Origin of the sequence: Algoriphagus chordae (genome assembly GCF_003254055.1) — a bacterium.
In the GTDB taxonomy this organism is placed as follows: Bacteria; Bacteroidota; Bacteroidia; order Cytophagales; family Cyclobacteriaceae; genus Algoriphagus; species Algoriphagus chordae.
The window spans coordinates 1-13117 of sequence record NZ_QKZT01000004.1 but is presented as its reverse complement, the minus strand read 5'-3'; the positions used below and the strand labels follow the sequence as shown (position 1 = coordinate 13117).

Genomic DNA, 13117 nt, shown 5'->3' with positions numbered 1-13117 from the left:
TAAATGACTTTTGAAATAGGGCTTGTTTTTTCGATTATAGGGTTTGCAATCGTATTATTTTTCACGGAGAAATTTACTATCGACACTGTTTCTATCGGAGTCATGGTTGCTTTTCTTCTCACCGGAATTCTAGATGTAGAAGAAGGTTTATCAGGATTTTCCAGTCCAGCCACTATCACAGTAGCTGCCATGTTTGTAGTGTCGGCCGCAATATTCAATACTGGACTTCTAGACAGTTTCACTCAAAAACTAAGTGCCCAAGCCGGAAAAGGACAAACCCATCTTTTATTCACTTTAATGATGTCTGCGGGATTTCTTTCAGCATTTATCAGCGATACTGCTGTGGTTGCCTTGCTGATGCCTGCTGTAATACGTCTTAACACAACTGATAATATCCCGCCTTCTAAATTGCTTATGCCGCTTTCCTTTGGAGCATTGATGGGCGGGATTTGCACCCTGCTTGGTACTAGTACTAATATTCTGGTTAGTGGAATTGCAGAAAAAGCCGGTCTTCCATCTTTCGGCGTATTTGAAATGAGCCTGATGGGATTAGTATTTTTTGCTACAGGGTTAATCTACATGCTGACGATAGGCAGATGGCTTACCCCAAATAGAAAAGCAAAAACAGAACTTGGAGAAAGTATTCAACTTGGCAATTACCTCTCTGAATTGGTCATCTTAAAGGAATATGCGCAGCTAAATGAACCCCTTTTCAAACAAGGGATTTTTGATAAACTTCCCATCAAACCATTACAAATCATTAGATCCGATGGCAGAAAAGTACGTGTGTATCCAAACACCTCTATTCAGGAAGGAGATATTATTCGTATTAACTGCGATAAAGAAACCTTAGAAAAAATCAAAACTATTGTTGGAATTGAGCTGAAAGCTGATTTGAAATGGAATGAGGAAAACATCACAGACGAAGACGAAAGACTATACGAAGCTCTAGTCACACCTAATTCTTTTCTCGTAAACAAAAGTATCAAATCACTGAATTTCAAGAGGCTATATAATCAAGTTATGGTTATTGGAATCAGACATAGATCCGACATGCTCGACTCTTTGCTTTCCAAAACAGCATTAAGAGCTGGAGATATTTTATTGCTAAGAGCAACTGAAGAATCCATACAAAGTATAGAATCAAGTGAAGACCTGCTGCTACTTTCGGAGACTAAACATCAGCCACTTAATAAACTAAAAAGCATACTAACGTTAGTTGTACTAGCTTTAATCATAGGATTGGCATCCTTTGAGGTATTCCCGATTGTAGTTACCGCAGTTGCAGGAGCTATCATTTTAATTATGTTGGGTTCGCTGAGTACAGAACAAGCTTATAAAGCTATTGACTGGAAAGTTATCCTTATGTTGGCAGGTGTATTATCTATGGGCTTAGCCTTGGAAAAAACCGGTGGCTCTCAGCTAATCGGCGCCTCAATTGTAGAAGGTGTAGGGCAATTTGGACCGAGAGCAGTGATGAGTGCTCTATTTGCCCTTACATTTATGATGACCAATGTGATGTCAAACAATGCGACTGCGGCTCTGCTTGCTCCTATTGCTATCAGCATAGCTGCCGCATTGGATGTAGATTCTAGGCCAATGCTTATGGCAGTTACCTTTGCGGCTAGTTTGAGTTTTATGACTCCGATGGGCTATCAGACTAATACAATGATATACACGCCAGGTAATTATAGATTTAGCGATTATCTGAAAATTGGAACTCCTTTGAATCTCCTGCTGTGGATAGTGGCTACTATTGGTATCCCCTACTTTTTCCCTTTCTGATTATCTGAAAAATAGGTCAAGACTACGTATTTTCGAAGGTTCAAATCAAATTAACCCTCACCACATAATCCAATCCATATCCCATGAAAATTTTCGGAATAGTTTTAATAGTAGCTGGCATGCTGATGCTATTCAGCAATAGTTTCTCTTTCACTACCAAGGAAAAAGTAATCGACGCTGGACCAATTCAGGTAAGTGCTGACAAGAAACGTGAAGTAAATTGGCCAACCTATACAGGAGGAATTGTACTGGCTGCTGGAGTGATTATGCTGGTAGTTGCTCAAAAAAAGAAATAAAGTATCACAACTAATTATTATAATTAGGACTATTCGGAATCTTGCCTGTAGCCAAATTAAATTCCTTAGGCAATTCGGCAGTCTCGGTGACCGCGTAGATTAGGCTTAGAGGAGGCTTAGCATACCGTGGCCATTTGGGTAAATATTTACTTCTACCAAAGAAATATGTAATCATACATTAATAATGCAAAAAGCCCCTTGATCGGGGCTTTTTGCATTTAGTTTACAAGCTTAACTTGCATCACATGTTCGGCTTCCAAGTTGAAAAACTCTCTATGCACATTAAATTCAGGTTCATCTCCAACTGGATGTTTAGCTAAGTAGGTTCCATCCTCCTGCATCACATAAGAGTTTACATTATCTCTTAAATTATAAGCCAGGATATTCATCAATTGCTGCTCAAGCAAAGGTGATTCAACTTTGAAAAGTGCTTCTAATCTCTTGTCAAAGCTTCTTACCATCATATCTGCACTACCTGCATAGGTTCTGGTATCTCCATTATTGTGGAAATAGTAAATTCTGGAATGCTCTAGGAAGTCACCAACGATAGACAATACCTCAATATTTTCACTCAAACCAACTCTTCCAGGTCTGATACAGCAAATACCTCGTACAATTAATTTGATCGTCACACCAGATTGTGAGGCACGATACAAGGCGTATATTATTTCGGAATCTTCCAAAGAATTGACTTTAATGAAAATGCCAGACGGTAATCCATTTCGAGCATGTTCAGCTTCCTCCTCAATGTATTCGATCAATTGATTTCGCATATCACGTGGAGCTGTAATAAGATTTTTATATTGAGATGGCATCGAATGCCCTGTGATTACGTTGAAAAACTCAGATACATCATTGGCCAAAGTTTCATTAGTGGTCATTAATCCAATATCGGTATATAGCCTAGCAGTGTCTTCGTTATAATTTCCTGAGCCTAAGTGTACAAATCTGGTAATTTCACCACCATCACGCTTCACTATCAAGAGCAGCTTGGTATGCGTCTTCAAATGAGAAATCCCATAAATCACAAAGCAGCCTGCTTTCTGTAGCTTTTTGGCTTCACGAATATTATTTTCCTCATCAAATCTAGCTTTCACCTCAAAAAGCACAGAAACATGCTTTCCGTTCTCGGCTGCTTTCAGCAATGCCTTCGTGATTCTACTATCTTTGGCCAGCCTATAAATGGTCATTTTAATCGCCATAACATCTGGATCTTCTGATGCTTTTTCTACTAGATCCAAGATAGAATCGATGTTATTATAAGGATGATGAAGCAGAATATCCTTCTCTTTCAATACTTCGAAAATATCTGACAACCCCTCATCCTGATAGGATAAAGGTTTTACTGGATCAGGAATTTGTGGCAAGCGCTCTCGGAATTTTTTATTCCCAACGATCTGCCAAAACCCCGTAAAATCAATCTGACTGGCTCTTTTGACTAGAAATACTGAATCCATTTTAAGATTCCATCTTTCCAAAAGTGAATTCATCATCCACTTACTGTAGCCTTCCTCGATTTCTATTCTTACAACCCTTCCACTCTTTCTTTCCATCAATTTCCGCTTCACCTCTTCTAGGAAGTTAGCATCCATATCTTCACTTTCCTCCAGCGTGAAGTCACCATTTCTGGTAATTCTAAAAAGGCTGATGCCTTCTATTTCCACATTTCTGAAAAGTGAAACTATGTTTTCACGAATTACCTCCTCAATAGGAATGAGCAGAAGAGAATCTTCTCGCTCGATTTCAAAATAGCGAGGAATATTCGCTGGAATCTGCACAAAACTCATCTTGCGCATATCTTGTCTATCTCCCGGACTGGTAGTTACTACTCCGAATACCAGTAGTTTATTCATCAAAATCGGGAAAGTACGATACCCATCATACACCATTGGGGTTAGCATAGGGTAGATTGCCTTGACAAAGTAATCATGTACTTTCTCCTGCTCTTTCTCAGTCAGCTTGGATAGATTACAAAGAATAACTCCTTGGCTCTGCAACTCAGGCATGATCACTTCAGAGAAATGATTATGCTGATCAGTATGAAAGGCATGACTCTCGTTCATCAACTTTGCCTTAAAAGGCTCTTCCCTCAAGCCAGAATAATCTACTCGCTCCTTGTCATAATCAAGATAGTTATAGAGCGAACCTACCCGAATCATGAAAAATTCGTCCAGATTAGACGCTGTTATCGCCAAAAACTTAAGCTTCTCAAACACAGAACGATGTGCTTTCTTGGATTGATCCAGCACTCGTACGTTAAACTTCAACCAACTTAAATCCCTGCTTATCAGATCACTCTGTTGTACTATCGAATCGTATTTTTCAACAACTTCCAATTTCATCGCATTCAAGGTTAATAGTTAAATAGCAAGATATTTTCTCCTTGCTTATTCTGGGTTTATCTATTTGATTTCAATTAAAAAAAGGGGCTAAAAGCCCCTTTTGAATGATCAGGTATCGATTTTTGCGTATTTAGCATTTTTCTCGATAAACTCTCTTCTTGGGGCTACTTCATCTCCCATTAGCACGGAGAAGAGATGATCTGCTTCTGCGGCGGAATCTATATTCACCTGTTTAATCGTTCGAACATTTGGATCCATTGTGGTAGTCCAAAGTTGCTCAGGGTTCATTTCTCCAAGACCCTTATATCTCTGAATAGCCACACTATCTTCTCTACCATCCTTAGCCATATCTGCCGTAAGAACCTTACGCTCTTCTTCAGTCCAGCAGTATCGCTCGTCTTTTCCTCTTTTCAATAAATATAAAGGAGGCAAAGCAATATAAACATAACCATATTCAATCAATGTTCTCATATATCTAAAGAACAGAGTCAAAATCAAGGTTCGAATGTGAGATCCGTCAATATCCGCATCCGTCATAATGATGATTTTATGATAGCGCAGATTAGAAAGATCTAATTCCTTATCGTCATTCGCCGTACCAATCTTTACTCCAAGTGCGGTTAAAATGTTTTTAATCTCTTCGTTATCGTAGATTTTATGCTCATGAGCTTTTTCCACGTTTAGAATTTTACCTTTCAATGGTAAGATCGCCTGAAAATCACGATCTCGACCTTGCTTAGCAGATCCACCTGCCGAGTCCCCTTCCACTAGGTACAATTCACAAACCGTAGGATCAGAATTCGCACAATCGGCCAATTTACCTGGAAGACCTCCGCCTCCAAGTATATTCTTTCGCTGCACCATCTCACGCGCTTTTCTAGCTGCGTGTCTGGCTTGAGCTGCCAAGATCACTTTACCAACGATTATTTTGGCTTCCTTAGGATGCTCTTCCAGCCAAAACTGTAATGCTTCAGAAACAGCAGAATCTACTGCCCCTACCACTTCCGAGTTACCCAACTTAGTTTTGGTCTGTCCTTCAAACTGAGGCTCAGCGACTTTCACAGAAATTACTGCAGTAAGACCTTCACGGAAATCATCACCAGAAACTTCCATCTTAAGCTTATCCAGCATACCGGACTTATCAGCATAAGACTTTAGTGTTCTAGTCAAGGCTCTTCTAAAACCTGACACGTGACTACCACCCTCGTAAGTGTTGATTGTATTTACATAAGAGACCACGTTCTCAGAGTATGAACTATTGTAGTTCATAGCCACTTGAACTGGCACTCCATTCTTTTCAGTATCAATAGATATCGGTGTATCGATGATTTTCTCACGACTAACATCTAAGTATTGAACGAACTCTACCAAACCACCTTCAGAGTAAAACTCATCAGATTTGACAGATCCATCATCTTCGGTCTCACGAAGATCCGTTAAGAAAATTCTTATCCCTGCGTTCAAAAAGGACATTTCACGAAGTCTGTTCGCTATGGTCTCATACTTGTATTCAGTGATTGCAAAAATAGTGGTATCAGGCTTGAAGTGGATAGTAGTTCCTCTTCGATCTGTAGTACCTATCTGCTTTGCAGGATATTGCGGCACACCTATTTTAAATTCCTGCTCTGTGATTACTCCGTTACGATAAACAGTAGCTTTCATATCTTCTGAGAGCGCATTCACACAAGACACACCAACACCGTGCAATCCACCAGAAACCTTGTAGGTATCCTTATCGAATTTACCACCGGCGTGAAGTACAGTTAACACAACTTCCAAAGCAGATTTCTTCTCCTTCGAGTGCATTTCTGTAGGGATCCCTCGACCATTGTCTTCGACAGTGACTGAATTATCTTCATTGATGGTGACTTTGATCGTATCACAATGTCCTGCAAGTGCTTCATCAATAGAGTTATCTACTACTTCCCAGATCAGGTGATGGAGTCCTTTGACCCCAATGTCACCGATATACATAGCAGGTCTCTTACGAACCGCTTCAAGACCTTCTAATACCTGAATATTACCAGCACCGTAGTCGTCTAGATTCTTAGCTTTTTCTTCACTCATATGTTTTGGAGAAAACCCTCAAAATGGGTCTAAAAAGGTGATTTTATGTTCTTTTTTAGATGTTGCAAGATAGGTAAAAAATGTGACTTTACACAGCTTTTCGCGATACTCAATTGCACAAAAAAGGAATTTGAAATCAAGAGCTCAAACTGCTGATTTACAGCACTATTAATATTGATTTGAACTCAACATCACTAAGGTACAGGCATGCATAGCTTCAATACCTGCCGCTTTCGCTTTCTCAAAAAATATAGGATTCTCTGTTCCTGGATTAAAGATGATCCTTTTTGGCTTCAAACTAAGCAAATAATCAATCCACTCTTCTTGGTTGGCAGATCCTATATAGAGTGTGATGGTATGTATATCTTGTAATTCGGGCTTAGTACGGAGATCCAGAATTTTCTTTCCAAAAAGCTCTCCTGATTTGATCCCTATAGGAATAAAATCTATACCCGCCATATCCAATCTACTAGCCGCAAAATAGGCATACCTAGATGGATTTGTCGTAGCTCCGACAATCAGCGTACGCTTATCAGGCATCTCCTCTACTTCCATATACTTTGTCTCGTTCGAAGGTATCCATATGCCTGTGCTTTTTGGTTTCGTAGATATCTGCCAGCGTAATCAAAATACCAGTCTCCTCTACTTCGCCAAATTCATCATTCAAAGCTGTACCAAAAGTCATCATCGTTGGAGATAGATTCATATAGGTATTGATCAGTGGAGGAATATTTTCTCCATAGGTACGAATTCTGCTATTCAGCAACTTATACCCTTCCTTATATTCCAATCCCTCAAAAGGATTTCCCGCCTTAGGCAAATCAGTTTCATAACCCAGTTTCAAGTGATCTTTAGGCTGAACCAATTCTTCTTTGTCAGGAAAATAATAATTCATAAACATCAGCAACAAATCTCTTCCTTCACGGCTGAAATGCGGATACATGGTGACTTTACCAAATAAATACTTCACCTCAGGGTTCATCAAAACAACGGCTCCTAAGCCATCCCACAGGTTGTCAAGACTGAATATCCCCTTTCTATTATCAATTGCTGGTTGGTATTTTGGTTGAACAAAAGATCTTCCCAACTCTATGGTATAGGGAATATAGTCTTCAATAAAACGTTGGGTGAAATCAAATAAATGGGTGGTGGAAAGATTTAAGGTACTGTCTTTCTCTATTGATTTTTTGCAGTTGATCAATCGATACCCAGCTACAATTTCCTCTTCCTCTGGATTCCATGTGATCAATTGTTCATAACAGTTTTCACAGATATCATTTTCATCCAAATCAAGCTCCAAGCCTGTTCCGCCTCCTGCTCCTCTAAAAGTCAACTCCCTTAATCTTCCAATCTCTCGAACGACATTCGGGGAATTATGAAAATTAACCAAGTAAACCAGGTTGTCTCCATTATTTGTATATCGTAAAAATCGCTCTGGTGTCAACTCAGACTTTAATAGATCTTTGTCAATCGCCGGAATTATCGCTGCTGCTTTATTCATTCTTTTTTACCAAGTTCGTAAACTACATCCTTCAAATGATCTGCCCATTGTCCATCCGTTTTGGAAGAATCTAGACTTTGATAGGAAACTTGTTCACCTACAGTGATCACCACTTTTTGTCCTTGCTGCTTATATAACTCATCAGCCAGGTAAAACATTTCAATATTAGCTTTAATACCTATCTTCTTTCTCCAAAAAGCCAAATTGTAGAAAAATTTGGAGTTTTTACCTCCTACAAAACAAGGTAAGATATCTTTTTTGTATTTCTTCGCTTTGGTCACAAAGCTCTTTTTCCATTGCAAGTCTCGAATACCTGTTTCATCTTTCCTTGAAACAAGTCCTGCAGGGAAGATTAATACTGCACAGGATCCTGAATAGGCTGATTCAATGGCAGCCAAGGTATCACCCGAATTCTTGCCATGCTTATTTATAGGTATAAATAATGTGTTGAAATTTTTGAATGCCATTAATAGGTCATTCACCAAAAACCGCACATCCGATCTGACCTCCCCAATTGCCTGAATTAAGGCAATTCCGTCTATTCCTCCAAGTGGATGATTTGCCGTAATGACTATCCCCCCTGTCTTTGGGATATTTTCCTTTCCTACCAACTCTACTTCTATATTCAATTCTCTCATCAATCCTTTGGCATAATCAATGCCGTGCAAATGATCAACTCTGTCTAGCACTTCATTCATCCAAGCCTCATGGGTCACTCGCTTAATATAGTTGAGCATAAAACCCGGCATCCACTTCAAAAGCGAAGGATTTTTGGAATCAATGGCTTTTTCTATATCGATAAATTTCTGAGACATTAATAGGCAAGGCTGGAGGTAAGAAGATCGAAAATAGTAGAAATAGTTCTATTTCAATTTCAAAATAAACCTAAAAATACAAAAAAACAGTTTTAACAGAAGATTCCCCAACAGCTAATGAAGTACTGTCCTGAGTACCAATCTACTTAATTTATCCCCTTCTCATTTGACCATCGCCTCTTTGATAAGTTTATGTACTTAGGACATTTCTAATACTGGACTATTGCGCTAAACTGGCTATTGGCTATGATTGATTGATTCTAAGCATTGCATCCGACTCCCTCCAATTAATTTCTTATTTTTGCTGTCTGAAAAACTACTCCTTATGAACGAATCCATCCTATCACTTTGTCCAGGCCCTTGGCAAGATTATGAACTCATTGACACAGGAGGATTTGAGAAGTTGGAGAGGTTTGGAGAATTCATTCTCAGCAGACCAGAACCTCAGGCGATTTGGGACAAAACACTGCTTGAAGCTGAATGGAGAAATCTAGCTCATGCGCATTTTGCAAAGGAAAAGAGCAATCCCGAAAAAGGAAATTGGGAGCAGCTGAAGAAAATGCCTCATAATTGGACAATTGAATATGCTAATCCAGAAGGCTTGAAGCTAAAGCTGAATCTAGCCCAGACTTCCTTCAAGCACATCGGTCTCTTCCCTGAGCAAGCAGTAAACTGGGATTATCTCTTCAAAACTATCAAGCGCTCCCCGGTTGCAAAGCCTAAGGTGCTTAATCTTTTTGCCTATACAGGTGCTGCAAGTGTCGCGGCCAAAGCTGCAGGAGCTGATGTGACTCACTTGGACTCAGTAAAACAGGTCGTGACCTGGTCTAGACACAATATGGAATCCTCTGGACAATCGGACATTCGATGGATGGTGGATGATGCAATGAAATTCATCAAGCGAGAAGCCCGCCGAGGAAATAAATACAATGGAATCATCCTTGATCCTCCTGCCTATGGTCGCGGTCCAGATGGGGAAAAGTGGGTTTTGGAAGAGCAAATCAATGAAATGCTGAAAGTATGCGCCGAAATCCTTGATCCAAAAGATCACTTTCTCTTGCTCAATATGTACTCACTGAGCTTCTCTTCTCTGATCGCAGCCAACCTAATCAACACTACTTTCAAAAATGTGCAGAACGCAGAGCATGGCGAACTTTACCTTCAGGACAATCAAAATAAAAAACTTCCCTTGGGAATCTTCTTCAGATTTTCAAGCTATTGAAATAATCACCAATCATGAATAACCGTCAGCTTTTCTTAAAACACCTAGCTCAAACAACAGATTTCCCATTGATGATCGAAGTGGAAAAAGCGGAGGGAATATATTTGTATGGCCCCCAAGGAGAAAAGTACATCGACTTAATTTCTGGAATTGGTGTGAGCAATGTGGGACATCGTCATCCAAAAGTGTTGGAAGCGATCCATGGACAATTGGACAAATACCTGCACCTAATGGTGTATGGAGAATATGTGCAGAGTCCCCAGTCATTATTGGCTAAAGAACTCTGTGACATCTTGCCAGATAAATTAGACAATGTCTATCTGGTCAATAGCGGAAGTGAGGCTATTGAGGGTGCACTAAAACTTGCCAAGCGCTACACTGGCAAACCCAATCTGATTTCCTGTGTCAACGCCTATCATGGCAGTTCGCATGGTGCACTTAGCGTAGGTGGAAATGAGATTTTCAAACAAGCATATCGCCCGCTTCTTCCTGGCGTGAGCCACATCAATTATGGTGAGATCACAGATTTGGAAAGTATCGATTCCAATACTGCTGCCGTGCTCGTGGAAACCATACAGGGAGAAGCTGGAATTCGTGTGGCTAGCAAAGAATACTTTCAAGCCTTACGTAAGAAGTGTGATCAAACAGGCACTTTATTGATTTTAGATGAGGTGCAATGTGGATTCGGTAGAACAGGAAAATTTTGGGCTTTCGAACATTTTGGGATTGTACCAGATATACTTGTTTGTGCCAAAGGAATGGGCGGAGGCATGCCAATCGGTGCTTTTATCGCCAATAAGGCTGTAATGGGAGTTTTTAAAAACAATCCTATTCTAGGACATATCACCACTTTTGGAGGACACCCTGTTAGTTCGGCCGCTTCACTGGCTACAATAAAAATCCTTCAGGAGGAGAAATTGATTGAGTCCGTTGAAGAAAAAGCAAATTTGATTAAAACACTTTTGGTACATCCCAAAATCAAAAGCATAAGAAATAAGGGATTGCTGATGGCTGTTGAATTCGACTCATTTGATACGCTAAAGCCAATTATTGACCGCGCCATTGAATTGGGAGTAATTACTGATTGGTTTCTTTTCTGTGATGATGCCATGCGAATAGCTCCCCCGCTTACTATTACTTCCGCTGAGATTCATGAAGCTTGTGCTATTATTTTACAGGCAATCGAGGAAGTATTTCCTTCCTAAATACCCTATAACCACTTAGTATGACTGTGGATTAAAGACAAAACCAGCCAATTTCATAGCTTCGGAAAATTCTCCTTTGTTAAGTTTAAGGTCAAAACCAGAGGACTCCAAGGTCTCTATCATTAGTTCCGTAGCCATATTACCCACCAACTCATCCTTGGCCATCGGGCATCCTCCATATCCTTTCAAAGCTCCATCGAACCTTCTGCATCCAGCTTTGGCTCCCGCCCTCACTTTAGCTGCAATATCTTCTGGCCTGCTATGCAGATGCGCACCAAATTCTATATGGGAAAAAGCTGAAATCTGAAGACTAAGCAAACTTGTAATCAACTCTGTATCAGCAATTCCGATAGTATCAGATAATGAGATGATTTTAACCCCCAATTGATCCAATTTCTCTACAAAGTTTGCAACTAACTCTGGAGAATACGGATCCCCATAAGGATTTCCAAAGCCCATACTCAGGTAAGTCACTAGCGTTTTCCCCTTCACCTCACATAGATTCTGGATTTCTTCTACCGTACTCAAGGCTTGCTTAATGCTGGCATTTGTATTTCGCTTTTGGAAGGTTTCCGAAACAGAAAGCGGAAATCCTAAATAATCAATCTCTGGAAAATCCATGGCATCCTCTGCTCCACGGACATTAGCCACTATCGCCAACAGCTTGCTCTTAGCATGATGCAAATCCAATAAGCTAAGTACCTCAGCTGTATCCCGCATCTGAGGTATCGCCTTTGGGCTCACAAAACTCCCAAAATCAATTGTGTCAAAACCAACTTCCAACAATTGATTGATATAGGCCGCTTTGATGGCAGTATCTATAAACTCAGGAATTCCTTGCATTGCATCCCGCGGGCATTCTATCAATTTAATCATGCCCCAAGTTACCAAAACATCAGTTACGCCCCATCTGAAATTGGAAGGAAGTATATGCATTCACTAAGGCGTCAATAATCATTTGAGAAGGCGATAATCAGCGATGCGTTTTGCCAACCTGTTCAGAATTAGGAAATTTTGGGTAATAATTCTCATAAAACGGGGAAAATAAAACATAGTGACATTTTTATCAAAATTGACAAAAACAGCGTCAAATGCCAATTAAGGCACTTTTACACCTACTTTATGCACTTAACGCAAGCTTGGTAACTCTATTGCAACAGTGAGTATAGAACTTAACCATCAAAACCTTTAAGGTTTTAAAACCAAACCAATCTAGAAAATGAAAACTAAAGCAACACTACTTATTGGAACAGCCGTATTGGCTCTCGAATCCTGTGAAACGAAAAATTACACGGAAGAAGATCGCATTACAGTAACTACCAATTTAGAGAATTACGTGGATAGCGTAGAAAGTGCCGTCCAAATGGTTCCTGTCCACAATTGGTCTCTAATCGACGAGCGATATGATAGTTTGGACTCCAGAGCTGAAAAGGTTTATAATGACCTTAAAGTTGAGGATGACAATCTTGAAATGATCGAAGAGCGATATGAGACTGCCGTAAAAAATGGTAAAGCGCAAGCTGAAAACTTCGAAAGAACGGCCGATATGCACATGAACAATGTGGAAACTTGGTGGGACAAAACTACTGCTGATGTAGAGAAAGGCACGAAAAATACTGCCGAAGACATAGAAGATGCCACTCAGGAAAGCCTCGACTGGTTGGAGAAAAACTTCGATAAGCTAAGTGATGACACCAAAAAGAAATATGAGGAAGTAACTATGAAACTTCAAAAAGATTAAGATCACCAATCAACCAATTAAGAAGGCTGCAATTGTAGCCTTCTTTTTTTGAGACTGTAATCTAAACTCTGTCTAAGACTTTGAATTTTAGTTAAAGTTTATAAGATAGAGCAGTATGAAAGAACAAGAATCAGCACTCAAGA

General features: G+C 39.8%; 11 protein-coding genes. 5 read left to right on the top strand and 6 right to left on the bottom strand.

The annotated features are described in order from the left end of the window. Positions 1-3 precede the first annotated feature (3 nt). Both LV85_RS05420 and LV85_RS05415 read left to right on the top strand, forming a co-directional pair. The gene (locus LV85_RS05420) at positions 4-1785 is read left to right on the top strand and encodes an SLC13 family permease (RefSeq protein ID WP_111317182.1); all 1782 of its coding nucleotides are present in this window, start codon (positions 4-6) and stop codon (positions 1783-1785) included. A gap of 83 nt (positions 1786-1868) precedes the next feature. Next, entirely contained in the window at positions 1869-2081 is a 213-nt protein-coding gene (locus LV85_RS05415) for a hypothetical protein (protein WP_111317181.1), read from the top strand. A 218-nt stretch (positions 2082-2299) separates the two neighbouring features. Here the strand turns inward: LV85_RS05415 and ppk1 are convergent, their stop codons facing one another. From ppk1 to LV85_RS05390, 5 genes are all read right to left on the bottom strand, one after another. Next, positions 2300-4423, bottom strand: coding sequence for a polyphosphate kinase 1 (ppk1, locus tag LV85_RS05410; protein ID WP_111317180.1), 2124 nt, complete (start codon positions 4421-4423; stop codon positions 2300-2302). 108 nt (positions 4424-4531) lie between these two features. Then, a complete protein-coding gene (gene gyrB / locus LV85_RS05405) occupies positions 4532-6490 on the bottom strand; it encodes a DNA topoisomerase (ATP-hydrolyzing) subunit B (RefSeq protein ID WP_111317179.1) in 1959 nt (652 codons plus the stop codon). A gap of 168 nt (positions 6491-6658) precedes the next feature. Next, the gene (locus LV85_RS05400) at positions 6659-7045 is read right to left on the bottom strand and encodes a CoA-binding protein (protein WP_111317178.1); all 387 of its coding nucleotides are present in this window, start codon (positions 7043-7045) and stop codon (positions 6659-6661) included. Further along, positions 7023-7991, bottom strand: coding sequence for a GNAT family N-acetyltransferase (locus LV85_RS05395; protein ID WP_111317177.1), 969 nt, complete (start codon positions 7989-7991; stop codon positions 7023-7025). Before LV85_RS05395 ends, LV85_RS05400 begins: the two co-directional genes overlap by 23 nt. Further along, positions 7988-8806, bottom strand: coding sequence for a 1-acyl-sn-glycerol-3-phosphate acyltransferase (locus LV85_RS05390; protein ID WP_111317176.1), 819 nt, complete (start codon positions 8804-8806; stop codon positions 7988-7990). Before LV85_RS05390 ends, LV85_RS05395 begins: the two co-directional genes overlap by 4 nt. Before the next feature lie 325 nt (positions 8807-9131). Here LV85_RS05390 and LV85_RS05385 point away from each other — a divergent pair, with 325 nt between their 5' ends. Both LV85_RS05385 and LV85_RS05380 read left to right on the top strand, forming a co-directional pair. Next, the gene (locus LV85_RS05385; RefSeq protein ID WP_111317175.1) at positions 9132-10028 is read left to right on the top strand and encodes a class I SAM-dependent methyltransferase; all 897 of its coding nucleotides are present in this window, start codon (positions 9132-9134) and stop codon (positions 10026-10028) included. A gap of 14 nt (positions 10029-10042) precedes the next feature. Continuing rightward, positions 10043-11233 (top strand): aspartate aminotransferase family protein, encoded by a 1191-nt coding sequence (locus LV85_RS05380; RefSeq protein WP_111317174.1) that lies wholly within the window; start codon positions 10043-10045, stop codon positions 11231-11233. A 15-nt stretch (positions 11234-11248) separates the two neighbouring features. Here LV85_RS05380 and LV85_RS05375 read toward each other — a convergent pair whose 3' ends face one another. Further along, positions 11249-12109: a hydroxymethylglutaryl-CoA lyase gene (locus LV85_RS05375; RefSeq protein ID WP_111317391.1), complete on the bottom strand. Its 861-nt coding sequence runs from the start codon at positions 12107-12109 to the stop codon at positions 11249-11251. A gap of 343 nt (positions 12110-12452) precedes the next feature. Between LV85_RS05375 and LV85_RS05370 the strand changes: the two genes are divergently transcribed. Continuing rightward, positions 12453-12974 (top strand): hypothetical protein, encoded by a 522-nt coding sequence (locus LV85_RS05370; protein WP_111317173.1) that lies wholly within the window; start codon positions 12453-12455, stop codon positions 12972-12974. The last annotated feature ends 143 nt before the right edge of the window (positions 12975-13117 follow it).

Excerpts from the sequence above, each read along its gene's own strand:
- LV85_RS05400 (WP_111317178.1), bottom strand. The coding sequence starts at position 7,045 with ATGGAAGTAGAGGAGATGCCTGATAAGCGTACGCTGATTGTCGGAGCT.
- gyrB (WP_111317179.1), bottom strand. The coding sequence starts at position 6,490 with ATGAGTGAAGAAAAAGCTAAGAATCTAGACGACTACGGTGCTGGTAAT.
- LV85_RS05390 (WP_111317176.1), bottom strand. The coding sequence starts at position 8,806 with ATGTCTCAGAAATTTATCGATATAGAAAAAGCCATTGATTCCAAAAAT.
- LV85_RS05415 (WP_111317181.1), top strand. The coding sequence starts at position 1,869 with ATGAAAATTTTCGGAATAGTTTTAATAGTAGCTGGCATGCTGATGCTA.
- LV85_RS05370 (WP_111317173.1), top strand. The coding sequence starts at position 12,453 with ATGAAAACTAAAGCAACACTACTTATTGGAACAGCCGTATTGGCTCTC.
- LV85_RS05420 (WP_111317182.1), top strand. The coding sequence starts at position 4 with ATGACTTTTGAAATAGGGCTTGTTTTTTCGATTATAGGGTTTGCAATC.
- LV85_RS05385 (WP_111317175.1), top strand. The coding sequence starts at position 9,132 with ATGAACGAATCCATCCTATCACTTTGTCCAGGCCCTTGGCAAGATTAT.
- ppk1 (WP_111317180.1), bottom strand. The coding sequence starts at position 4,423 with ATGAAATTGGAAGTTGTTGAAAAATACGATTCGATAGTACAACAGAGT.
- LV85_RS05375 (WP_111317391.1), bottom strand. The coding sequence starts at position 12,109 with ATGATTAAATTGATAGAATGCCCGCGGGATGCAATGCAAGGAATTCCT.
- LV85_RS05380 (WP_111317174.1), top strand. The coding sequence starts at position 10,043 with ATGAATAACCGTCAGCTTTTCTTAAAACACCTAGCTCAAACAACAGAT.
- LV85_RS05395 (WP_111317177.1), bottom strand. The coding sequence starts at position 7,991 with ATGAATAAAGCAGCAGCGATAATTCCGGCGATTGACAAAGATCTATTA.